At 69.7% G+C, this 22551-nt stretch carries 22 protein-coding genes and 1 pseudogene; 9 read left to right on the forward strand and 14 right to left on the reverse strand.

What is annotated here, in order from left to right:
• Position 1: 1 nt before the first annotated feature.
• Both aceF and lpdA read left to right on the forward strand, forming a co-directional pair.
• A pseudogene (gene aceF / locus FV218_RS05540) lies at positions 2–1330 on the forward strand (dihydrolipoyllysine-residue acetyltransferase); the annotation flags it as partial.
• A gap of 36 nt (positions 1331–1366) precedes the next feature.
• A complete protein-coding gene (lpdA, locus tag FV218_RS05545) occupies positions 1367–3229 on the forward strand; it encodes a dihydrolipoyl dehydrogenase (protein WP_147708987.1) in 1863 nt (620 codons plus the stop codon).
• A gap of 237 nt (positions 3230–3466) precedes the next feature.
• On the opposite strand, the gene FV218_RS05550 is transcribed toward lpdA, so the two are convergent.
• The 5 genes from FV218_RS05550 to rsgA form a co-directional block, all read right to left on the reverse strand.
• The gene (locus FV218_RS05550; protein WP_246685005.1) at positions 3467–4426 is read right to left on the reverse strand and encodes a prephenate/arogenate dehydrogenase family protein; all 960 of its coding nucleotides are present in this window, start codon (positions 4424–4426) and stop codon (positions 3467–3469) included.
• A gap of 1 nt (position 4427) precedes the next feature.
• Positions 4428–5552, reverse strand: a complete 1125-nt coding sequence (locus FV218_RS05555; protein WP_246685000.1) for a histidinol-phosphate transaminase — start codon at positions 5550–5552, stop codon at positions 4428–4430.
• A gap of 85 nt (positions 5553–5637) precedes the next feature.
• Positions 5638–6087, reverse strand: a complete 450-nt coding sequence (locus FV218_RS05560) for a GNAT family N-acetyltransferase (RefSeq protein ID WP_147708990.1) — start codon at positions 6085–6087, stop codon at positions 5638–5640.
• Between the two features lie 28 nt (positions 6088–6115).
• A complete protein-coding gene (locus FV218_RS22645; RefSeq protein WP_246685001.1) occupies positions 6116–6526 on the reverse strand; it encodes a hypothetical protein in 411 nt (136 codons plus the stop codon).
• An 8-nt stretch (positions 6527–6534) separates the two neighbouring features.
• Positions 6535–7539, reverse strand: coding sequence for a ribosome small subunit-dependent GTPase A (gene rsgA / locus FV218_RS05570; protein ID WP_187272974.1), 1005 nt, complete (start codon positions 7537–7539; stop codon positions 6535–6537).
• Positions 7540–7963: 424 nt separating this feature from the next.
• Here rsgA and FV218_RS05575 point away from each other — a divergent pair, with 424 nt between their 5' ends.
• Together FV218_RS05575 and metW are read left to right on the forward strand one after the other, a co-directional pair.
• Positions 7964–9205 carry a homoserine O-acetyltransferase gene (locus tag FV218_RS05575; protein ID WP_147709013.1) on the forward strand — a complete coding sequence of 414 codons (1242 nt, stop codon included), beginning with the start codon at positions 7964–7966 and terminating at the stop codon, positions 9203–9205.
• Positions 9202–9909 carry a methionine biosynthesis protein MetW gene (metW, locus tag FV218_RS05580; protein ID WP_147708991.1) on the forward strand — a complete coding sequence of 236 codons (708 nt, stop codon included), beginning with the start codon at positions 9202–9204 and terminating at the stop codon, positions 9907–9909. The genes FV218_RS05575 and metW overlap by 4 nt, the downstream gene beginning before the upstream one ends.
• Positions 9910–9915: 6 nt before the next feature.
• On the opposite strand, the gene FV218_RS05585 is transcribed toward metW, so the two are convergent.
• The 4 genes from FV218_RS05585 to FV218_RS05600 form a co-directional block, all read right to left on the reverse strand.
• Entirely contained in the window at positions 9916–10668 is a 753-nt protein-coding gene (locus FV218_RS05585; protein WP_147708992.1) for a methyltransferase domain-containing protein, read from the reverse strand.
• 76 nt (positions 10669–10744) lie between these two features.
• Positions 10745–11041 carry a helix-turn-helix domain-containing protein gene (locus FV218_RS05590; protein ID WP_056089704.1) on the reverse strand — a complete coding sequence of 99 codons (297 nt, stop codon included), beginning with the start codon at positions 11039–11041 and terminating at the stop codon, positions 10745–10747.
• A 43-nt stretch (positions 11042–11084) separates the two neighbouring features.
• Positions 11085–11447, reverse strand: a complete 363-nt coding sequence (locus tag FV218_RS05595; RefSeq protein WP_147708993.1) for a type II toxin-antitoxin system RelE/ParE family toxin — start codon at positions 11445–11447, stop codon at positions 11085–11087.
• A gap of 166 nt (positions 11448–11613) precedes the next feature.
• Positions 11614–12849 (reverse strand): amidase, encoded by a 1236-nt coding sequence (locus FV218_RS05600; RefSeq protein WP_147708994.1) that lies wholly within the window; start codon positions 12847–12849, stop codon positions 11614–11616.
• A 110-nt stretch (positions 12850–12959) separates the two neighbouring features.
• Between FV218_RS05600 and FV218_RS05605 the strand changes: the two genes are divergently transcribed.
• The 5 genes from FV218_RS05605 (at position 12960) to FV218_RS05625 (ending at position 16845) form a co-directional block, all read left to right on the forward strand.
• Positions 12960–13979: an extensin family protein gene (locus tag FV218_RS05605; RefSeq protein WP_056089711.1), complete on the forward strand. Its 1020-nt coding sequence runs from the start codon at positions 12960–12962 to the stop codon at positions 13977–13979.
• 147 nt (positions 13980–14126) lie between these two features.
• Positions 14127–14606: a hypothetical protein gene (locus tag FV218_RS05610; RefSeq protein ID WP_147708995.1), complete on the forward strand. Its 480-nt coding sequence runs from the start codon at positions 14127–14129 to the stop codon at positions 14604–14606.
• 20 nt (positions 14607–14626) lie between these two features.
• Positions 14627–15271 (forward strand): ribonuclease T2, encoded by a 645-nt coding sequence (locus tag FV218_RS05615; protein ID WP_147709014.1) that lies wholly within the window; start codon positions 14627–14629, stop codon positions 15269–15271.
• 10 nt (positions 15272–15281) lie between these two features.
• Positions 15282–16127 carry a 23S rRNA (adenine(2030)-N(6))-methyltransferase RlmJ gene (gene rlmJ, locus FV218_RS05620; RefSeq protein WP_147708996.1) on the forward strand — a complete coding sequence of 282 codons (846 nt, stop codon included), beginning with the start codon at positions 15282–15284 and terminating at the stop codon, positions 16125–16127.
• Positions 16128–16149: 22 nt separating this feature from the next.
• Positions 16150–16845 carry a hypothetical protein gene (locus tag FV218_RS05625; RefSeq protein WP_147708997.1) on the forward strand — a complete coding sequence of 232 codons (696 nt, stop codon included), beginning with the start codon at positions 16150–16152 and terminating at the stop codon, positions 16843–16845.
• A gap of 552 nt (positions 16846–17397) precedes the next feature.
• Here the strand turns inward: FV218_RS05625 and FV218_RS05630 are convergent.
• The 5 genes from FV218_RS05630 to FV218_RS05650 all read right to left on the reverse strand — a co-directional run bounded on the left by FV218_RS05630 (position 17398) and on the right by FV218_RS05650 (position 22292).
• Entirely contained in the window at positions 17398–17922 is a 525-nt protein-coding gene (locus FV218_RS05630) for a TadE family protein (protein ID WP_056089723.1), read from the reverse strand.
• 40 nt (positions 17923–17962) lie between these two features.
• The gene (locus FV218_RS05635) at positions 17963–18517 is read right to left on the reverse strand and encodes a TadE family protein (RefSeq protein WP_187272970.1); all 555 of its coding nucleotides are present in this window, start codon (positions 18515–18517) and stop codon (positions 17963–17965) included.
• Between the two features lie 116 nt (positions 18518–18633).
• Positions 18634–19851: a pilus assembly protein TadG-related protein gene (locus tag FV218_RS05640; RefSeq protein WP_147708999.1), complete on the reverse strand. Its 1218-nt coding sequence runs from the start codon at positions 19849–19851 to the stop codon at positions 18634–18636.
• Between the two features lie 630 nt (positions 19852–20481).
• Positions 20482–20751 (reverse strand): hypothetical protein, encoded by a 270-nt coding sequence (locus FV218_RS05645; protein ID WP_147709000.1) that lies wholly within the window; start codon positions 20749–20751, stop codon positions 20482–20484.
• Positions 20752–20858: 107 nt separating this feature from the next.
• A complete protein-coding gene (locus tag FV218_RS05650) occupies positions 20859–22292 on the reverse strand; it encodes an FAD-linked oxidase C-terminal domain-containing protein (RefSeq protein WP_147709001.1) in 1434 nt (477 codons plus the stop codon).
• Positions 22293–22551 lie beyond the last annotated feature (259 nt).

A 22551-nucleotide genomic window follows, 5' to 3' on the forward strand; every position in this document is an offset into this window, starting at 1 on the left:
CTGCGCAGTGGGCATCGAGATCAACATCCCGGACATCGGCGACTTCAAGGACATTCCGATCATCGAGATCCACGTGAAGGAGGGCGACACGATCGGGCCCGACGATCCGCTGGTCTCGCTGGAATCCGACAAGGCGACCATGGACGTGCCCTCGCCGAGCGCCGGCGTGGTCGAGACGATCCTGGTGAAGCTCGGGGACAAGGTCAGCGAAGGCTCGCCGCTCCTCGTGTTCAAGGGCGAGGGTGCCAAGGGCGACACGGCCGCCGCCGAGAAGGCCGCCGAGGCCCCAGCCGGCGCCGACGGCGCCGCGCTGCTGGCCAAGCAGGAGCCGGCCCCAGATTCCGGCCCGGCCCCGCGCGCCGCTCCGAGCTCCGCACCGGCCGGCAACATCCCCGATTTCTCGCAGGTCCATGCCAGCCCCGGCGTGCGCCGCCTGGCGCGCGAACTCGGGATCGACCTCACCGCCGTCAAGGGCACCGGCGAGAAGGGCCGCGTGACCAAGGAGGACGTGAAGGGGCACCTCACGCGCTCCGCCGCCCCGGCGCCCGGCGCTTCCGGCACGGCCGCGTTCTCCGGCGGCGGCATGGGCATCCCCGAGATCCCGGCCGTGGATTTCTCGAAGTTCGGCCCGACGGAGACCCGGCCGCTGTCGCGGATCAAGAAGATCTCCGGCGCGCACCTGCACCGGTCCTGGCTCAACGTGCCGCTGGTCACCCACCAGGACGAGTCCGACATCACCGAGACCGACGCCTACCGCAAGGAGCTCGACAACCAGGGCAAGGAGCTCAAGGACAAGGGCTACCGCGTCACCCTGCTGGCCTTCCTGATCAAGGCCGCCGTCTCTGCCCTGCGCAAGCACCCCGAGTTCAACGCCTCCCTCAACCCTGAGAAGGACGCGCTGATCCTCAAGCAATACTACAATATCGGCGTGGCGGTGGACACGCCGGACGGCCTCGTCGTTCCGGTGGTGAAGGACGCCGACCGCAAGGGCATCATCGAGATCAGCCGCGACCTCGGCGCCATCTCGGCGAAGGCCCGCGAGGGCAAGCTCGCCGCCGCGGACATGCAGGGCGCGACCTTCTCCATCTCCAGCCTCGGCGGCATCGGCGGCACCTCCTTCACGCCCCTGGTCAACGCCCCCGAGGTCGCGATCCTCGGCGTCGCGCGCTCGAAGATGAGTCCGGTCTGGAACGGCACGGAGTTCAAGCCGCGCCTGATCGTGCCGCTCTCGCTCTCCTACGACCACCGCGTCATCGACGGGGCGCTCGCCGCGCGCTTCGCCCGCCACCTCGCCCACGTCCTCGAGGACGTCCGTCGCCTCGTCGTCTGACGAAGCCCGGAAGCGCGAACAGAGTGAGGTGACACCATGAGCAGCAACGACGTCCACCTGCCGGATATCGGCGACTTCAAGAACGTGCCCGTCATCGAGGTCAGCGTCAGCCCCGGCGACGTGATCGCGATCGACGACGTGATCATCGTGCTGGAATCCGACAAGGCGACCATGGACATCCCGTCGCCGGTGTCCGGCACCGTGGCGGAGGTGAAGATCAAGGCCGGCGATACGGTCACGCAGGGCGACCTGATCCTGGTGATGGCGGGGGCCGCCGCCGCCACGGGCTCGCCCAAGCCCACGGTGACGGACACCACGAGCACGGGCGGAGCGGCTTCGGCGCCGGCCACCGGCGCCCACGCCCATGCCCCTGGCGAGGGGCAGGCCGGCTACGGCTCGGCCGCGACCCATGGCGGCAACGGCGCCCGGACGGCCCCCGCGCCCAAGGGTGCGGCGCCCGTCTCCGGCGAGGAGATGCGGGCGCAGGTGCTCGTCATCGGCGCGGGACCGGGCGGCTACACCGCCGCGTTCCGGGCGGCCGATCTCGGCCGGTCCGTGGTGCTCGTCGAGCGCTGGCCGAGCCTCGGCGGCGTCTGCCTCAACGTCGGCTGCATCCCGTCGAAAGCCCTGCTGCACGCGGCCAAGGTCATCGACGAGAGCCATGCCATGGCGGCGCACGGCATCTCCTTCACCGCGCCGCAGATCGACATCGACAAACTGCGCGCGTGGAAGGACGGCGTGGTCAAGCGCCTCACCGGCGGCCTTTCCGGCCTCGCCAAGCAGCGCAAGGTCACGGTGGTGACGGGCGAGGCCCGCTTCGTCTCACCCCATCAGGTCGCCGTCGAGCACGAGGGCCAGACCCGAATCATCGGCTTCGACCACGCCATCATCGCGGCCGGTTCCGAGCCGGTGCAGATGCCGTTCATCCCGCACGACGACCCACGGGTGATCGACTCGACGGGGGCGCTGGAACTCGACGGCGTGCCGGCCCGCCTCCTCGTGATCGGCGGCGGCATCATCGGGCTCGAGATGGCGACCGTCTACCACGCGCTCGGCTCGAAGGTGACCATCGTCGAGCTGATGGACCAGATCATCCCGGGTGCGGACAAGGACATGGTCACGCCGCTGATGAAGCGCATCCAGAAACAGTACGAGGCCATCCACCTCAAGGCCAAGGTCACCGCCGTCGAGGCGACGCCGGAGGGCCTGAAGGTCTCGTTCGAGGGCGGCACCGCGCCGGCGACCGACATCTTCGACAAGGTGCTGGTCTCGGTGGGACGTCGCCCCAACGGCAAGCGCATCGGCGCGGAGGCGGCGGGCGTCGCCGTGGACGAGCGCGGCTTCATCGCCGTTGACCGGCAGATGCGAACCAACGTGCCCCACATCTTCGCCATTGGCGACGTAGTCGGGCAGCCGATGCTGGCCCACAAGGCGACCCATGAAGGCAAGGTCGCGGCCGAGGTCGCCGCCGGCAGGACCAGCGTCTTCGACGCCAAGGTGATCCCGTCCGTCGCCTACACCGACCCGGAGGTGGCCTGGGTCGGCATGACCGAGAACGAGGCCAAGGCGAAGGGGATCAAGGTCGGCAAGGGCGTGTTCCCCTGGGCGGCCTCCGGACGCTCCCTGGCCCTCGGCCGCGAGGAGGGCCTGACCAAGGTCCTGTTCGACCCCGAGACCGACCGCATCCTCGGCTGCGGCATCGTCGGGCCGTCCGCCGGCGACCTCATCGCGGAGGCGGCACTCGCCATCGAGATGGGGGCGGATGCCGAGGATATCGGCCTGACCATCCACCCGCACCCGACCCTGTCGGAGACGATCGGACTCGCGGCCGAGGCCTTCGAGGGGACGATCACCGACCTCTACATGCCCAGGAAGGACGGGGCCAAGAAGGCCCACTGAGAGGCTTCGAGATCCCCGCTGCGTCCGGGAGACCGCGTCGCCCGAAGATCCCCCCACTCGGGCTCAACGCACCCTCCGGGCCACCCGGCCCGGGGGACGGGGACGAGCCCGTCATCGGCACGGACAGAGGCGCGGCCTGCGACCGGTCCCTGCGGGTTCGGTCAGACCCCGCGCGTCGCCCCGGTGTCGCATTCGCGCTTCGCCAGGGCCGACGACGCGGAGGCGCGATCCGGAATCTCAGGCGGCGGGCGGGGCCTTGTCGGGAATCGACCGGGCGCGGCCGAAATCGGCTTCCGCCGTCTCCTGGCCCATGGCGACGATGCCCTTGCGGATGGTGCGGGTGCGGCTGAAGAGTTCGTGGAGCGCGTCGCCGTCGCCCCAGCGGATGGCGCGGGCGAGCGCCGCGAGGTCCTCGTTGAAGCGCCCGAGCATCTCCAGCACCGCGTCCTTGTTGGTCAGGAACACGTCGCGCCACATGGTCGGGTCGGAGGCGGCGATGCGGGTGAAATCGCGGAAGCCGCCGGCGGAGAACTTGATCACCTCCGACTGCGTCACCGCTTCCAGATCGGCGGCGGTGCCGACGATGTTGAAGGCGATGAGGTGCGGCACGTGGCTGGTGATGGCGAGCACGAGGTCGTGGTGCTCGGGCGTCATGGTCTCGACGATGGCGCCGAGCCCCTCCCAGAACGCCTGGACTCGGGCGCTCGCCGCAGCGTCCGTGCCGTCCGGCGGGGTCAGGATGCACCAGCGCCCGGAGAACAGGGTCGAGAACCCGGCATCCGGGCCGGAATACTCGGTGCCGGCGACGGGATGGGCCGGCACGAAGGCGACGCCGTCGGGCAGGTGCGGCGCCACGGCCGCGACCACGGAGGCCTTCACCGACCCGACATCGGACACGATGGCACCGGGCTTCAAGGCTCCGCCCATGGCCTCCGCCACGGCCCCGACGGCCCCCACCGGCACGCACAGGATCACGAGGTCGGCGTTCGCCACGCCGGCAGCGACGTCGTCGGTGGCCGTGTCGGCGAGGCCGAGCGCCCGCACGCGCTCCAGAACGCCCCAGTCGCGGTCGACGGCCACGATGGTCCGGGCGAGCCCATACTGGCGCGCACCCCGGGCGATGGACGAGCCGATGAGGCCGAGACCGACGATGGCGAGGGTGCCGATGACGGGGTGGTCGGTGACGAGCGTGTCGATCTCAGGCACGCGGTGCGGCCCCGACGAAGTCGGTGAGCGCGGCGAGGAAGGCGCGGTTGGCCTCTTCGCTGCCGACGGTGACGCGCAGGGCATGGGGCAGGCCGTAGGACGAGACCCGCCGGACGATGATGCCGCGCGCCGTCAGGAACGCGTCCGCCTCCGCCGCCGTGCGCCCGGCCGCGTCGGGAAAATGCACGAGCGCGAAGTTGGCAACGCTCGGCGTCACCGTGAGCCCGAGGGCCGTCACCGCCTCGGCGAGCCAGGCGAGCCAGGTGTCGTTGTGGGCGATCGCCGCCGCCACGTGCGCCTCGTCGGCGATGGCCGCCGCGCCCGCGGCGATGCCGGGTCCGGACAGGTTGAACGGCCCCCGGATGCGGTTGACCGCGTCGGCCACCTCCGCCGGGGCGACCATCCAGCCGATGCGCAGGGACGCGAGGCCGTGGATCTTCGAGAAGGTCCGGGTCATCACCACGTTCTGGGATTCGAGCACGAGGTCGAGCCCGGCGCTGTAATCGTTGGCGCGGACATACTCGGCATAGGCCCCGTCGAGGACGAGGAGGACGTGGGGCAGCAGGCCGGCGTGCAGGCGGCGGACCTCGTCGAAGGGCAGGTAGGTGCCCGTCGGATTGTTGGGGTTGGCGAGGTAGACGATCTTCGTGCGCGGGGTGACGGCGGCCAGCATGGCGTCGACGTCGGCCGTGAGGTCGCGCTCGGGCACCACCACGGGGGTGCCGCCGGCGGCCAGGATGGCGATGCGGTACACGAGGAAGCCGTGCGCGCAGAAGATGCCCTCGTCGCCCAGGCCCATGTAGGCGTAGGCGAGGAAGGACAGGAGCTCGTCGGAGCCCGCTCCGCAGACGATGCGGGCGGGGTCGAGGCCGTAGCGCCGGCCAATGGCCTCGCGCAGGCGCGCCGAGGTGCCGTCCGGATAGAGTTCGAGCTTGCCCGACGCCTCCTGAAGGGCGGCGAGAGCCTGCGGGCTCGGTCCCAGGGGCGTCTCGTTGGAGGAGAGCTTGTGGACCTTGTGCGCCCCCGGCGCGCCGCTCTTGCCGGGCACGTAGGCCTCGATGGCGAGGACGCCCGGACGGGGCACCGGGCGGGCGGAGGCGGTCGTGTCAGGGGACATGGCGGAGGACATGAAACGGGCCGGGGTGATCGCTAAGGCCACCGTCTAACAAAGCTTGCCGGCCTTGACGAGGAGAGGGCGTGGCTCACCGTCCCTTGCGCAGGGGCCGGACGAAGCCGGGGCCGCCCGGGGCGAAGCCGGTGGCGCGGCAGAATGCGTCGAGGTCGGTCAGTTCCGGCGGCGCCACGAGCTGGAGGGTATCGCACTCGGCCATGCGGGCGGCCTGGGAAGCGGCCTTGATCAGGAGCCGCCCGAGGCCGCGACGGCGTTGCTCGGCCCCCACGAACAGGGTGGTGACCTGCGCCACCGGCCGGGCCTCCGTGAGGGTCCGGTACCAGTGCAGCACCACGAGGCCGCTCGGCGGTCCCCATTCCTGGGCGATGAGCGCGACACCGGCCCCGGTCCGCATGGCCTCCAGGCGCTCGGCGAGGGAGTCGGGCGGAATCGTGAGCCCGGCCTCCGCGAGCAGGACGGCGAGGCCGGGCGCATCGGCGGCGCTCGCGGCGCGGATTTCCAGGCCGTGGCGGCTTCCCAATGCGTGTTCCGATCCCTGTCCCGCCGATCTATGTCCCGCCGGTCCGGGTCTCGGCCCAGGCTCGGTCGCACTCCGCCTGCGCGGCGCGGGCGGCGGCACTCTGACGTTCCTGCTCGGCATGGACGGCCCGCAGGCGCCGCGCCTCGCGCTCCGCCATCTTGCGCCGGCGCGTCTCGGCGGCAAGCTTCTGGGCCTGCAATTCCGCGACGGTGATCGGCTCGGGCGGGGCCTTGGGCGCCTGCCAGGCGTAGGTCGGAGCCGGGCGCGGCGTCGCGGTGTCCCGCCGCGCCGCGCCGAACGCCTCGGCCTCGGCCAGGGTCAGACCGGCGGCGGCGGCGATGCGGAGGGCGGCGGCCCGGCCGGCGGCGCGCTCGCCCGGGGTGGCGCCGCGCTCCATCAGGGCCCGGCACTTGTCGAACCGTTCGCGGTCGAAGACCACCGGACCGCTCAGCGCTTCTTGTTGCCGCGCGGGCCGGTCAGGACCGGCGTGTTCACCCGGTTCTCGTCGAAGAGCTTGCGCCAGCGCGACAGGCGCTCGGGATCGAGGCTGCCCTCAGCCACCGCCGCCTGGACGGCGCAGCCGGGCTCGTGCGCGTGGGTGCAGTCCCGGAACCGGCACCGGGGCGCCAGCTCGATGATCTCGGCGAACAGGGTCTCGATTCCCTCGGCCGCGTCGCTGACGTGGAGGGTCCGCATCCCCGGCGTGTCGATGACCCAGCCCCCGCCCGCGATGGCGTGGAGGGAACGCGCCGTCGTCGTGTGGCGGCCCTTGGCGTCGTGCTCGCGGATATCGCCGGTGAGCTGCGGCTCGCCCGCGTCGTCGCCCGCCAGGGTGTTGACCAGGGTCGACTTGCCGACACCGGAAGAGCCGACGAGCGCCACGGTCCGGCCCGGACCGCACCACGGCGCCAGCGCCGCGGCGGCGCCCGCCTCGCGGGGGTTGAGAATCAGCACGGGCAGGTCGCGCTGGAGGGCCTCGGCCTGAAGGCGGTAGGTCTCGGCATCCGTGGCCGTGTCGGCCTTGGTCAGCAGGATCACCGGCTCGGTCCCGGCCTGATTGGCGAGGGCGAGGTAGCGTTCGAGACGGGCCGGATTGAAGTCGGCGTTGCACGAGGTGACGACGAACAGGGTGTCGACATTGGCGGCGGCGAGTTGCGGGACCTTGGAACCCTCGACACGCCGGGCCAGCAGCGTCCGCCGCTCCAGCCGGCCCTGCAGGGTGCGGGCGGCGGGATCGATGAGCACCCAGTCCCCCACGGCGTAGGCACCGGTGTTGGTGTGGTGCGCCAGGGCGATCCTGATCGGACCGTCCGGCCCGATGGCGCTCATGCGCGAGCGATGGACCATGCTGATGCGGGCGGGCAGGCCCGGCCTGTCGCCGACCTGATCGGCGAAGAAGGGCGACCATCCCAGGGTCGCGAGGGCATCGGACGGAGCGGTCACGGACGGGATCCCCGCGCGCGCCGCCCGCGGGGATCGGACGCGGTCGATGCACCGGGAAACGAACCAGGGCGTCGGCTAATCGATTGGCGACGTCCCGGCCGGGATCGGCCGTCCGGGCGCCGGAGCCCGCGCGCGGCGGCGTTGCGATCATCTGCGAACAAGATCATGGGCGATCACTACACCGTTTCGCGGCCCTGTGCGGACCCTGTCGGCGCCCGCTCCCGACGACGCACGGTTTTCGTGACGCGTGGCATCTCGTTGACGCTTCGCAGGGCGCACACTACCTCCCTTCCAGCCGATACGCATTCCAGCCGACACGACGGGTCCGCCTGCCCACGCCATCGCCGGGACCGAGTGCGCTGTCCCGGCGACCATCGGCGGCTCCCTTCGGAACCACCCCCGATCCTCTTCCCCAGATCCGCCCGCCATGACCATGTCGTTCGATCCCCTCACCCAGCCCCGCGCCGAGGCCGATCGCACGGCCGACGCGCCTCCGGTCGTCGAGGCCAAGAACGCCGTGGAAGCCAAGGACGCCGTGGAAGCCAAGGGAGCGAACGCCCAGGGTCTCGTGGCGGAGTTCGGCCCGGACGAGCCCCTGACCATGGATGCGGGCGTGGCCCTCGCCCCGTTCCAGATCGCCTATCAGACGGCCGGGACCCTCAACGCCGACCGCTCCAACGCCGTGCTCATCTGCCACGCGCTGACCGGCGACCAGCACTTCGCCCACACCCACCCGGTGACGGGCAAGCGCGGCTGGTGGGAGACCCTGGTCGGGCCGGGCAAGCCCGTCGACACGGACCGCTACTTCGTCGTCTGCTCCAACGTCGTCGGCTCCTGCATGGGCTCGACGGGGCCGGCCTCCCCCGATCCGGCGACGGATCGGGCCTACGGCCTCGACTTTCCCCTGGTGACCATCCGCGACATGGTCCGCGCCCAGGCGATGCTCCTCGACCGCCTCGGCATCGGGGACCTGTTCCTTTGTATCGGCGGCTCCATGGGCGGCATGCAGGTGCTGCAATGGGCGGCGCTCTACCCCGAGCGGGTGTTCGCCGCGATGCCCATCGCCACGGGGGCCCGGCACTCGGCCCAGAACATCGCCTTCCACGAGGTCGGCCGGCAGGCGATCATGGCCGATCCGGCCTGGGCCGAGGGGCGCTACCTCGAGGCCGGCACGCGGCCCGCCAAGGGTCTGGGTGTCGCCCGCATGGGTGCGCACATCACCTACCTGTCGGAGCCGGCCCTGCACCGCAAGTTCGGCCGGCGGTTCCAGGGCGGCTCGGCCCCGACCTTCTCGTTCAACGCCGACTTCCAGATCGAGAGCTACCTGCGCCACCAGGGCCTCAGCTTCGTCGAGCGGTTCGACGCCAACGCCTACCTGTATCTGACGCGGGCCATGGATTACTTCGATCTCGCCGCCGACCATGGCGGCGTGCTCGCCAACGCCTTCCGGGGCACGAAGACCCGCTTCTGCGTCATGTCGTTCACCTCCGACTGGCTGTTTCCCACGGCCGATTCCCGCGCCATCGTACATGCCCTCAACGCGGCCTCGGCGGCGGTGGCCTTCGTCGAGGTCGAGAGCGACAAGGGGCACGACGCCTTCCTCCTCGACGAGCCGGTGATGTTCGGGGCGGCCCGTGGCTTCATCGACGCCGCCGCCCGGGCACGCGGCCTGTGAAGTCCCAGCGCGTCGTCGCGCCGACCCCCTGGGACGCCGCCGCCTCGCTCCCGCGGGGCGACCTCGGCAGCGCGCGCGTCGATCACCTCGTGGTGCTCGGTCTCGTGGCCCCGGGCGCGCGGGTCCTTGACATCGGTTGCGGCGACGGCACCCTGCTGGCGCTGCTGCGCGACCGGCGCGGCATCGACGGGCGCGGCATCGAACTCTCGCGCGAGGGCGTCAACGCCTGCCTCGCGCGCGGCCTGCCGGTGATCCAGGGCGACGCCGACACGGATCTGGCGAACTACCCCGACGACGCCTTCGACGTGGTGGTCCTGTCCCAGACCATCCAGGCGACGCGCAATCCGCGCATCGTCCTCGAGCATCTCCTGCGCATCGGCCGGCAGGTGGTGATCTCGTTCCCGAATTTCGGTCATTGGCGCGTGCGGGCGGAACTGGCTTTTCGCGGCCGGATGCCGGTCACGGCCCTGATGCCGGAGGAGTGGTACGAGACCCAGAACATCCACCACTGCACCATCCGCGACTTCGTCGGCCTGTGCCGGACGGTGGGTGCGCGGATCGAGAAGGCCACGGCGCTGGACGCGCGCGGCCGGCCCATGCGCTTCTCGATGCCGTGGTGGGTGTGGAACCTCATCGGCGCGCAGGGGGTGTTCCTGCTGACCCTGGACAAGGACGACGGGCTCGGTGCACCGGCGCAGGCCTGAGGGGCGTCAGGTCCGGCGCACCAGAAAGGTCGCGACGTCGTAGGTGACCAAAGCCCCCGCCCCGTCGAAGCGGCGCAGGACCCGCCGGAGATTTCCGGGCGACAGGGGTGCCCGGCCGTCCGAGGTTCCGGCACCGATGGCCCTGAGGGCGTTGAGAAAGGCGCGCCCATCCGCATGCGCCTCGACCACGGGCTCGCGCGCCACCGTCACGGTGCATCCCGGGATGCGCAACGCCGCCAGGTCCGCCGCGGCGGGATAGGCCGGCGTCGCCGCTTCGAAGCCGAACTCGGCATGGGCCCGGCGCCACTCGGCGAAGGTGCCCGAGGCCAGGGTCGCCACGGCGAGGTGCCCCCCGGGCGCGAGGAGTCCGGCGAGCCGCGCCAGGGAGGCGGACAGGTCCTCGAACCACTGCGCGGCCAGACTCGAACAGATCAGATCGTAGCCGGGCGCGAGGCAGGGACGCTCCCCATCCATCACCACGAAGCCGACGCCCGACCCGAGCCGGGCGCGGCAGCGCAGGGCCATGGCGGGCGCGATGTCGGTGGCGAGGTACGGGCCGGCGGCGATCCGGCGGCGCAGGGCCGCCGTCAGGAACCCGGTGCCGCAGCCGATCTCCAGCACGCGCGGCGCCGGGGCGAGGGGCAGGGCCGCGATGCGCGCGGCCAAGGCCTCGGCCACCCGCGCTTGGATGCCGGCGGCGCCGTCATAGCCCTCGGCCCCGTCGAAGGCCCGGGCCACAGCCTGCTTCCAGGAACGCATCGCGCAGGTTGTTCTTCCGAGGGGTGAGCGGTGGCGTTAACCGGCGAGCGGCGCAGCCTCAAGCCACGCCAAGATCTCAGGCCGATTCGAGGACGCGTTGCACGAGCGCGGGCTCTCGGCTGATGACCAGCAGGTAGGCGCGCGTCGAGCTATCGGGTTGGGCGCGTCCTTGCTCAAGGTCACGCAGGGTACCGATCGGAAAGCCGAAGCGGCTGGCGAACTGCGTTTGCGTCAGGTCGAGGGCCTTGCGAATTGCCTTGATGTCGATCTGTGAGGGGGCATGGAGGCGGTAGGTTTCGGAATCCGCGTCTCCCCCAGCGATGGCGACGGCTTGATGCGCCGCCTCGATCAATCCCTTGCCGAAACTCGTCATCGCATTCTCCTGCGCAGCGGTTGCACGACTAGCCCCTCGACCATCACGGGTCCCGATTTCTCCGATGCGCGCCCGCACGATAGATCTCAGCGAGGGTTCCGAGCACACTGCGCAGAGTGTTTCGGTCCGCCTGACTGATATCGGCACGCTGTCCTTTCGAGATGAGGCGCAACAGAAAGACGGGGACATCGGTCGCGGCATAAAACGTGATGATCCGATATCCGCCGGATTTGCCTTTCCCTTTCCCAGCGACCCGAACCTTGCGAGCGCCGCCGGTGCCGACGATCACGTCGCCAGCCTGCGGATCGGCCGCGATCAAGGTCGCAATAGCGTCGATCTCGTCGTCCTCGACACCGGCGGCCTTCGCATCGGCCAGGAAAAGCGGCGTCATGACGACGGTCTGCATCGCGCGGCCTGACAACCTTCATCGAATGCCCCACCGTCGCGGTATCCTTCGGAGGCAAGGACGTGTCGGCAGAGATCCGGCGAGGCCAGTCTATACGGTTTACCCGTACTTCTTCAAGAATGCAGATCCCGGGTGCCCGTGGCGATATCTACGCACCCTCCGGTTCTTACGCCGCCAATCTCTCCTCGATCATCCGCGCCACGGCGAGGGCCCGCCCGTCATCGCCGAAACGGGCGATGATCTGCACGCCCAGTGGCAAGCCGTCCCCCGGCACCGGCAGGTTGACGCAGGGCACCCCCATCAGGGTCCAGAGACGGTTGAAGCGCGGGTCGCCGGTGCTGGCGAGCCCCGCCGGGGCCCGGCCGGGGGCAGAGAACGTCAGGATCGCGTCGAACTCGGAAAAAACGTCCTTGAGGACGCGCCGGGCGCGGTGCGCCGTGCGGCGGGCCGAATCGTAGGCGTCCGCGGTGAGATCCTGCGCCCCGTCGAGTTCGGCCCGCAGCCCCGGCCCGAGGGCGTCGCGGTGGTGGGCGTATTCCCAGGCCAGGGCCTGGCGCGCCTCGAAGGCCTGCACGGTCGCCTGGACCGCCCAGGCCTCGGAGAGGGCTGCCGGCAGGACGAGGTCGGTGACGGTGGCGCCGGCGGCCTCCGCCGCGCGGGCCGCGCGGCCCAAGGCCGCCACGGCGTCCGGGTCGGCGGAGCCGGCGAAATCCTGGAACACGAGGCCGAGGCGCGGGGCGGCGATCCCGCCCGGCGCCAGATCGATGGCCGGGCGGTCGGCCAGGAGCGCGAGGGCGTGGGCGACGTCGCGGATGCCGGCGCCGAACAGGCCCAGGGTGTCGAGGGCCCACGAGAAGGTCTTCACCCCCACCGTCGGCAGCAGGCGGAACGACGGCTTGATGGCGGCGACCCCGCAGAAGGCCGCCGGGCGGATCACCGAGCCCGCCGTCTGGGTGCCCAGGGCCAGCGGCACGAGGCCGGCGGCCACCGCCGCCGCCGAGCCCGAGGACGAGCCGCCCGGCGTGTGCCCGGGATCGTGCGGGTTCACCGTCGCGGACGGGTCGCGGCTGGCGAACGGGCAGGTCACGGTCTTGGCGAGCGGCACCGCGCCGAGCGCCCGTAGGCGCGAGACGATGGCCGCGTCGGCCTTGGGCCGCCAGCCGGCATAGATCGCCGAGCCCATCCCCGTCGGCATGTCGGCGGTGTCGATGATGTCCTTGAGGCCGACGGCGATGCCGGCGAGGGGGCCGTCGCGCGGCACCGCCGGGTCGGAGGCGACGTGGGCGAGGGCGCCGAGCCCCGGCTCGCGCGCCGCGATGGCGTCCCGCGCGAGGGCGATGGCGCCGGCCGGATCGAGGATGCCGGCCCTGAGCCGGGTGCGAAGATCGACGAGGGACTGCATGGGCCTTGAGTCCGATCCGCCGCGCGATCTGTCAACACGTATCCACAAGCCGGGGCCATGATCCGCAGCGTTGACGGAGCGTTTACGCAAAGCCGCGCATCGTCCTCATCATGTGGCGTAGCGTTCTCGCGTTCTCCGCCCTTGCGCTGTTCGGCGCGGGGCTCACCGGCTGTGCGCTCAACAAGTTTGAGCAGCGCGAGCCCTGGCGCGACCAGACCGAACAGGCCTGCAATTCCAAGCGCTTGGTCGAGACGAGCGAGTTCGTCACCGCGGTGAAAGCCATCGAGGGACCGGGCGTCTGCGGCATGCTCCAGCCCTACCGGGTCACCCGGATGGGCGGGGGCAGCGTCGCCCTCAAGCAGCGCATGACCCTGGCGTGCCCGGCCTTGGCCGAGGCGGAAGCCTGGCTCGCCGACACGATCCAGCCGGCCGCCGCCCTGTATTTCGGCCAGCCCGTGGCCGAGATCAACGCCGGCACCTATGCGTGCCGGGGCCGCAACAACCAGGTCGGCGCCAAGTTGTCGGAGCATTCCTTCGGCAACGCCCTCGACATCATGTCGTTCAAGCTCGCCGACGGCTACGTCATCACCGTGAAGGGCGGCTGGCGCGGCACGGAGGCCGAGCAAGGCTTTCTGCGCGAAGTCTTTCTCGGTGCCTGCGCCCGCTTCTCGACGGTGCTGGCGCCCGGCTCCAACGTCTTCCACTACGACCACATCCACGTCGATCTCGCCCGCCACGACCCGCGCGGCCTGCGCCGGATCTGCCAGCCCCTGATCAAGTTCACCCCCCAGCTCGGCGCCGAGGCCACGGCCCGGCCGGTGGCGCGGCCCCGGCCCGTCGAGCGCCTGCCGGCCCCGGCCCAGGCCCCCGTGGACGTGGAGGAGGACGATCCCTACGGCGTCGCCCCCACGTCCCACAACCTGCGCGGCGCGCCGTCCCACCTCGCCCGTGCGCCGGTGGAGGCCCCGTCCCACGCCCGGTCCGCGCCGTCCGCTTACGTCGCCGCGCCGGCCCCCCGGCCCCGCCTTGCCGCGACTCCCACGGCCCGGCCCGTGGACGAGCCGGCCCCGGGATTCGAACGCGAGCCCCTGTCCCTGTCGGCCCCCGGCCTGTCCGGCCCGATCTACTGATCCTGATGTCCTCGAGTGCCGCCACTGTGCCCCCCGCACCCCAGGGGGCGTGAAACCGACGGCCGGCCGGGCGCGCAAGCTTGACTCCGGCGGGGCAGCGGCCATCGTTCCGCGCAACCGTACGGACTCCAGCAAAAGATCGCCGGCATGCGCCCGAATCGCCTCTCCAAGACCTTTGCCACCACCTTCGCCCTCGGCCTCGTCCTGGCCGGCGCCCTCCAGCCGGCCTTCGCCCGCTCGGGCCGCGAGGAGATCACCCCCGCCGAGGAGCGCGAGTTCAATTACGACGCCAACATCCCCGGCTGCCAGGCCTCCGAGGTGCTGGAGCGGCTCTCGACGAACTTCGCCGAGAAGGAGCGCAAGTTCTGGAACTCGGCGCTGACCATCGTGGGCTACGAGCGCATCGAACGCACGGCCTGGCGGCCCTGGGGCCTCGACTTCGTGCCCCGGCGCTACTGCAGCGCGGTGGCCACCACCTCCGACGGAATCCGCCGCAAGGTCGACTATTCCGTGCGCGACGGCCTCGGCATCATCGGCGCCGACTGGGGCATCGAGTTCTGCGTCCACGGCCTCGACCGCAACCTCGCCTACGCCTACGCCACGGCCTGCCGCGAAGCCCGTCCGTGAGTTTTTTCGCACGCGCCGTCCTGGCCGCCGGGCTGTTGGCCGGTGGCCCGGGTGCGGTGGCCGCCCAAGGCTACGACCAGCGCGGCACGCCGGGCGAATTCGACTTCTACGTCCTCGCCCTGTCGTGGTCGCCGACCTATTGCGACGGGGACGGCGGGCGCCGCGAGGCCGATGGCCAGTGCCGTCCGGGCCGGGGCCTCGGCTTCGTCGTCCACGGCCTGTGGCCGCAATACACCCGGGGCTATCCGTCGAACTGCTCCGGCGTCGAGCGGTCGCCGACGCGGCAGGCCATGGACTTAGCCGGCGAAATCTATCCGAGCGAGGGCCTCGCCCGCCACGAGTGGCGCCGGCACGGCACCTGCTCGGGCCTCGACCCGGCGGCCTATTTTCGCGCCGCCCGCACGGCCCGCGAGGCGGTGACGATTCCGGACGCGTTCCAGAAACCCGGCGCCGACACCCGCGCCGCGCCCATCGAGATCGCCCGACAGTTCGTCATGGCCAACCGGGGCCTGCGCCCCGACATGATGTCGGTGGCCTGCCAGCGCGGCCGGCTGCAGGAGGTCCGCATCTGCTTCTCGAAAGACCTGCGCGGCTTCACCCCCTGCCCGGAGGTGGCGCGCCAGAACTGCCGCGCCGGCGAGGTCGCCATCGAGGCGGCACGCTGAAGGTGCGCCCGTGAATTACCGCCACGCCTTCCACGCCGGGAACTTCGCCGACGTCCTAAAGCACCTCGTCCTGACGCGGGTGCTGACGCATCTCCACGCCAAGGCGACGCCGTTCCGGGCCATCGACACCCATGCGGGCTTGGGCTTCTACGATCTCGCCGGTGACGAGGCCGGGCGCACGGGCGAGGCGGCGGAGGGCTGGGGCCGCTTCGACACGCCGTTCCCGGAGGCCGTGGAGGGCCTGCTCGCCCCCTACCGGGCGGCGGTGGCGGCGGCCCAAGCGCGCCACGGCGCCACCACCTATCCGGGCTCGCCGGCGATCATCCGCGAATTCCTGCGCGCCACCGACAAGGGCGTGTTCGTCGAGCTCCACCCCGCCGACGCCGAAATCTTGCGCGACCGCTACAATCAGGATTCGCGCACCAAGGTGCTGCACCTCGACGGCTGGACGGCCCTGGGGTCCCTGATCCCGCCCCCCGAGCGCCGCGGCCTCGTGCTCATCGACCCGCCCTACGAGGAACTCGGCGAGATCGACCGCCTCGGGGCGGCGCTGGCCAAAGCCGTGGCGAAGTGGCCGACGGGGACCTACATCGGCTGGTATCCGATCAAGGACGTGGCCCTGGTGGACGCCATGGTGGCCGAGCTCCACGGCGCCCTGAACCGCCCGGCCCTGCGCCTCGACCTCCTCGTCAGCGAACCCGACCCGACCCGGCTCAACGGCAACGGCCTCATCGTGATCAACCCGCCCTGGACCCTGGCCGAGGAGGCGATGCTGTTCCTGCCGGCCCTGGCCGAGCGCCTGGCCCGCACCGAGTACGGCGCCTTCCGCTGCGAGGCGTTCGGTGCGGAAGCGTAGGGGGTTTGGTGGAGACACGGGCGTGACGGCCTGGGTCGATCTCGACAGCACCCCGATCCCCGGCGGGACCGAGACCCTGCACCTGCGCCGCTGGGGCGAGGCCTACTCGATCCAGGTCGGCACGGCCGAACTGATGACCGACCAGGACCGCGGATCGGAGCAGGCGCTCGCCACCATCCCGTGCGGGCGCCTGACGGATCGCGCGGCGCCCCGCATCCTCATCGGCGGCCTAGGCATGGGCTTCACCCTGCGGGCCGCCCTCGACGGGCTCGGACCGCAGGCCGAAGTGGTGGTGGCCGAACTCGTGCCGGGCGTCGTCGCCTGGGCGCGGGGCCCCCTCGCGCACCTGCACGGGGCCAGCCTCGACGATCCCCGGGTGACCATCGTCGAGGCGGACGTGAACCGCCTGATCCAGTCGGGCCCGGCCCGGTTCGACGCGATCCTCCTCGACGTCGACAACGGCCCCAAGGGCATGACCCGGCGCTCCAACGACCGCCTCTACGATGTCTGGGGGTTGAGGCGCGCCCACTACGCCCTGCGGCCGGGCGGAATCCTGGCGGTGTGGTCGGGCAGCCCCGACCGCCGCTTCAAGGCCCGGCTCAAGCGCTGCGGCTTCGCCGTGGAGGAAATCCGCTTCGGCGCCCAACCGGGCGGACGCCGCCACGTCATGTGGATCGCCGTGCGGATGGAGGCGGAGGCCGGGGCCGCGACGGCCTGACGCCGGCGCCGAGACGGCTCACGGCGTCTCATACGGTTTCCGCCTGATCCGTTCGGTGACGCGGTGCAATGCGGGTCCCCTCCTCCCCTGGCGCGGGTCCCCTCTCCTGGAAGGAGAGGGACAGGGTGAGGTGTGGGACTTATTCGGAGAGTTCGCACACCTCACCCCAACCCTCTCCTTTCAGGAGAGGGAGCCCCGGTACGCCTCCCGCCCCTGTCCGGATGCCTGCCGCTGCATGGAATCGGCCCATTCGCAGTTGTGTGAATCCAGAAGCCCAAACAGGAGAGGGGGCCCGTCGCGGCTGCTCAATCCGAAGTGATCAACCGGAGCTGGTATCAGGCGCACGCCGGCGATTCGTTCGGCCACGCGCCGATGTCCCGGCGGGATGCAGCATGGCGCCGCCGCCGACCGCGTCCCGGCCGGCAGGATCGCCTGCGGAGGCCGATCCGGTCCGGATCGCGAGAACACGCGCTCGACATCCGATCAGCCAGAACCACGGCCTCTTCCGGGCACGGCTGCCCCGTGTAGACGGATGAGCCGGATCGGGATCGTTCAGCAGACCGCGCCGATGTTTCCCATCACGTCGACGGTGCGACCCGTATAAGTTGCACCGGTTGCGCTGATATAACCCAGCACCACCTTCGGTAAAATAGAGGTGTAAGTCGTCGTCAGCATGACCGCCGAGCCGACGTCATTATCCCTGAGTATGCTCTTGGCCGATGCGATGATTTTGCTGTCGGTCAAAGTCGTGTCGGTTCCCGAGCAGGGTTTGATCGTCCCACTCTGATTCTGGATCATATACAGGCTGATCGAAGCATTCGGATAACGCGTGAGAGCGTTTGCTTGGCGCGGCGAATAGCTGTTGATCAGGGCCGACATACAGCTCGAATCCGAGCACGTCGCCATGGCGTGAGCAATCAGCGTGGAAGCACGGTCGGCGTCGCGCTTCGCGGAAACCATGTAGACGAGATCGAAGGCACCGGCAAACAGAACCAGCAGCACGGTCCCAAGAAGTGCGAATTCAATCGATGCCACCCCCGAATGACAGGCACGAAACAATTCCAGGGATCTACGCATGAGCCGATATCCAACCAATTCTGTATCTGCAGCCTGCAACCTACGGACGGCGGAAGATCACCGAGTCCTTAGCGGTCAATTGCGGAATGAAGGCCAGGATCTGCGGTGTCGGCATCGTCGCCCGCAGCACCAGGACGTCGCCGCTCGAACCAGGGCTGAAGGTCGTTCCGGCTATGGCCGTCGGTGTCGTCGGCAAGTCGTCGAGCCGCATCATCTCGACTTTGACGCCGGTCGTCGAATCGAGACACGCGGCCTGAAAGACAATTTTGGCACAAAGCTTGGTTACGTATCCCGACCTGCTCCCGAGGATCAGTTCACTCTCCGGTCTCGAGGCGCTGCTGTAGAGGGCATTGCTGAGGGTCTGCTGAGTATAGTTGAGGAACACGAACTGGAGTATGCCGAGGCATAGGAGGAGGAACGGGAAAACAACCAGAGCGAACTCGACGGCGGACGCACCGGTCATGTCGGACAGAATGAATCGGGCGCGCCGACACCGAAACACGCGTGCCCGGTCCATCGCCCCGATCACCGGAAGCCGAACCACGTCACGGAGCGACGACAAGGATCGCGGCACGCTATCGGACACTATCTTCATCTCCGCCCCTCCTGTGAAGATCATGCCGCAGTTGGAGTGCCTCACAAGACTCCCGGGCGCCGCCGGCTCTCGCCTTGGGCGCCACGGCGCAGCGGGAGTTTTGTGAGAGAGACTTGTTATGGGCAGGCATTCCTGCAGATGCGGAGATAATCGATCAACCCGCCGAAACTATCGTTGAGACCGGCGGCTCGCCAGGAAATGCGATATTCCTGCTGGGTCGTAACGGTGAATTTATAACTGCGCTCCGTCCATGTCTTGGACCAGACGCAGACATCCGCCAAATAGGATTTCATATAAGCCGGGTTTGTCGCTACGGTCAGCGCCTGATCATCGGATTTGTAGCCGCTGGTTTTCGGCTCGACCCAAAGTTCGATCCTCCGGGTTTGCCCATCGAGGGAGATGGTGCTGACGCCCGCGCGATTTTTCGCGACATCGGTGTCTCGGGTGACACCATCCGTGGATGCCGGATTCGAACAGATCACAGTGTCATTGGGATATTGGTAGTTACCGACATTTTTGCGGGCGTTATAGACATAGCGGACTTCATAGACACCGGTCGGCAGGGTCAGGGGTATGGTGATGGACGAGTTCGTGACCTGTCCGCCCTTGTTGCAGGCAATTGTTTGACTGTTGATCGTCGCGCCGACCCGGTTGCTGCAGTCACTGTCGAGCTCTGCGAAATTCTGGCCGTACTGCACACCATCGCCGGTTTCGATCGCAGACAACTTGTCGACTTCGACGCCGGCATTCGTCGTACCCCAGCTTCTGCCCGCGCAGATCGAACTGGCGCAGGTCGCCTGCGCCATGGTGCCGAACACGCCCCAGCCGCCGTTCAAACTGTAGTTTTCGAAGGATTCGGACATGACCAGCGTGGGCGGGCCCGAGGACGCGTTGACGCTGACCGCACAATCACGCGTGACCGCGAAGGTCATGGCGTTTTTGCTCAAGAAATTCTTGAACACGAGATCGACCGTACCGGTTCCGGCGACATGAATGTTGCCCGGACGCAGGTTGAGTGGCGGCACCGTCAGGAGCAGATCCGAAACGGTCGGGGCCGCCGTGATCGTGGCGGTCGCTGCCAGTCCGCGTTCATCGCGATTTTTGGTCGCGTAGGTCTGCACCGTGGCAGCGTAATCCGTCGGCATGACGGCACCGGTGAGGCTCTCGACATAGACCTCGGCTTGCCGGCAGGTGAGATCGGCGGCCGAAGTCAGGCGCTGCTTGTAGTCGATGGCGCGGGACACATCGATTCCACCGCCAACGCCGACCAGAACCACCGGCAACAGCAGAGCAAACAGCAGCGCAATGCTGCCCGACTGGTCCGACTTGAGCATGAAATGAAATTCCGGACACGCTTCAGTGCGATCCGAGGATAGCCTTGCAAAATTAAGGAGACATTACTTTTACTGTAGTGCTGGAGGAGTTTCGGCCCAATGAATCCAAATCTGAGCAAATTTTGGGTGTCGTCGATCTCTGACTTTGCGAGCCTTGCATCGTTGCTCTCCCTCGTGTGCGCAGACACGGAACGCGCCGCCCGCCCGTGATGACTTCGGGCGACGGGGCAGAGCCGGGCAGATTCAAGAGGCTCGATCCAAGCTGCAAACGGCTGAGTTTACGTCGTCTTGCATCGGTCGAGATCCGGGCGACCGCCCGAAGTCTTGAGATTGCATCTCAGAAGCGGATCGGCGCAAAACCATCCGACGCCAATGCTTCGAGCGGGCTCCAGCCGTCAGGTTTCCGCCGCTGGAAGGAGCTCCGGTCCCGACGTTTCGATCCGAACGGAGGGGGCGAACACGGTATCCCGCGCGCGCGCGAGGGGAGGCCCACCGGTCAATGGGGGCGCTCCGACGTGGCGGGCCGAGCGTGTTCGGGGGCCTTCGCAAACCTCCCGCACGCAGTCGGTTCCCGGTCCGGACGCGGCCGGACGGCGGGAGGTTTGCAGGAGACCGCCTTCGCACAGCCCCTCAGTAAGTGTACCCGCGCTGGCCGTAGCCGTCGCCGCGCTGCTGGACGCGCGAGCCGTAGTCGATCTCGCGCTCGCGCCGGGCCTTGCGGTTGGCGAGGTAGCGCCCACCGAGGCAGCCCGCCACGGCACCGACGACGCCGCGCTCGGCGAGGTAGTGGCCGGCCAGCCCGCCGATGATCGCGCCCTTGATGCAGCCCTTGGCCTCGGCGGCGCCGGCGCTGACCAGGGTGGCGAGGGCGACGGCCGACAGGGTCGAAACGATCCGCATGGTGATCCTCCACGATTGCGGAGGATCAAACACCGGGGCGGACCACCCCGTTCCGCGAGAAACCCCTGCGGTCAGGCCGCGACGCGGCCCGTCGAGAAAAGCGGGGGTCAGGCCGCGACGCGGCCTTCCAGGGGAAACACCTTGGCGGGGTTCATGAGCCAGCCGGGATCGAACACGTTCTTGACCCGCATCTGCTGGTCGAGGTCGGCCTGGGCGTACTGGAAGCGCATGAGCTCGCGCTTCTCAATGCCGACGCCGTGTTCCCCCGTGAGGCAGCCGCCGACCTCGACGCAGAGCTTGAGGATGGCGTCGCCGGCGGCCTCGGCCTTCTGGAGCTCGCCCGGCTTGTTGATGTCGAACAGGATCAGGGGGTGCAGGTTGCCGTCGCCGGCATGGAACACGTTGGCGACCCGCAGGCCGTGGCCGGCGCAGATGGCGCCGATGCGTTCGAGCACCAGGGGCAGCTGCCCCGTGGGAATGGTGCCGTCCATGCAGATGTAGTCGGAGATGCGCCCCGTGGCGCCGAAGGCGGACTTGCGGCCCTTCCAGATGGCGGCGCTTTCCCCCTCCGATTTCGACACCCGCAGGCTCGTCGGGCCAAAGTCCCCCGCGATGGCGACGATGCGGGCGAGCATGGCCGTGCACTCGGCGTCCGAGCCCTCGACCTCGATGATGAGCATGGCCTCGGCGTCGCGCGGGTAGCCGGCCTGGGCGAAATCCTCGGTGATGAGGATCGCCTCGCGGTCCATGTATTCCATGGCCACGGGGATGATGCCGGCGGCGATGATGGCGGCGGTGCAGGCGCCGGCATCCTCGACGGAGGCGAAGCCGAGGAGCGCCGGGCGCGCGCCCTCGGCCCCGCGCAGGATGCGCACGGTGGCTTCGGTGACGATGCCGAGCTGGCCCTCCGAGCCGCAGACGAGGCCGAGCAGGTCGTAGCCGCCGGAATCGAGGTGGTCGCCGCCGATCTCCACCACGGTGCCGTCGTTCATCACCAGGGTGACGCCCATGAGGTTGTTGGTGGTGACCCCGTATTTGAGGCAATGCGCCCCGCCGGAATTCATCGCGATGTTGCCCGCGATGGTGCAGGCGAGCTGGCTCGACGGGTCGGGGGCGTAGAAGAAGCCCTCGTGGGAGACGGCCCCCGAGATGGCGAGGTTGGTGATGCCGGATTCCACCCGCGCCGTGCGGTTCTCGTAGCTGATGTCGAGGATGCGGTTCATCTTGGCGACGCCGAGGATGATGGCGTCCTCCTGGGCGATGGCGCCGCCGGCGAGCGACGTGCCGGCCCCGCGCGGCACCACCCGCACGCCGTGGGCGTGGCAATACGCCATCACGGCCGAGACCTCCGCCGTGGTGGAGGGCAGGACGACGGCGAGCGGCATCTTGCGGTAGGCCGTGAGCCCGTCGGTCTCGAAGGCGCGGCGCTCGTCCTCCGTGGTCACCAGGGCCTCGGCCGCCACCAGGGGGCGCAGCCCTTCGATGATCGCGTCGCGGCGGGCGACGATGCCGGCATCCGGCACGGGAAAGGCGATGGACATCTGGATTCCTCGGCGGGTCTTCGGGGCGTTCCTCGGGGGCGGTTCCTCGGGGACGTTCCGCGCCGGCGCGACCGGTCTTCAGCCTGCGCTCAGCTTGGGCGGCGTAGGAAAGACGGCGTGGTCGCGACGGCCGGACGCACAGGGTACAGCCAAATCCGCGCCCGTCCCAGGGGCTTCGGCCGGGACCGGGAACGGGACGGCGGCGCCCACCCGCCGAAGCTTCGTTTCGCCGCAGAGGCCATCGGACGGACTGGAACGT

This window comes from Methylobacterium sp. WL69 (genome assembly GCF_008039485.1).
In the GTDB taxonomy this organism is placed as follows: Bacteria; Pseudomonadota; Alphaproteobacteria; order Rhizobiales; family Beijerinckiaceae; genus Methylobacterium.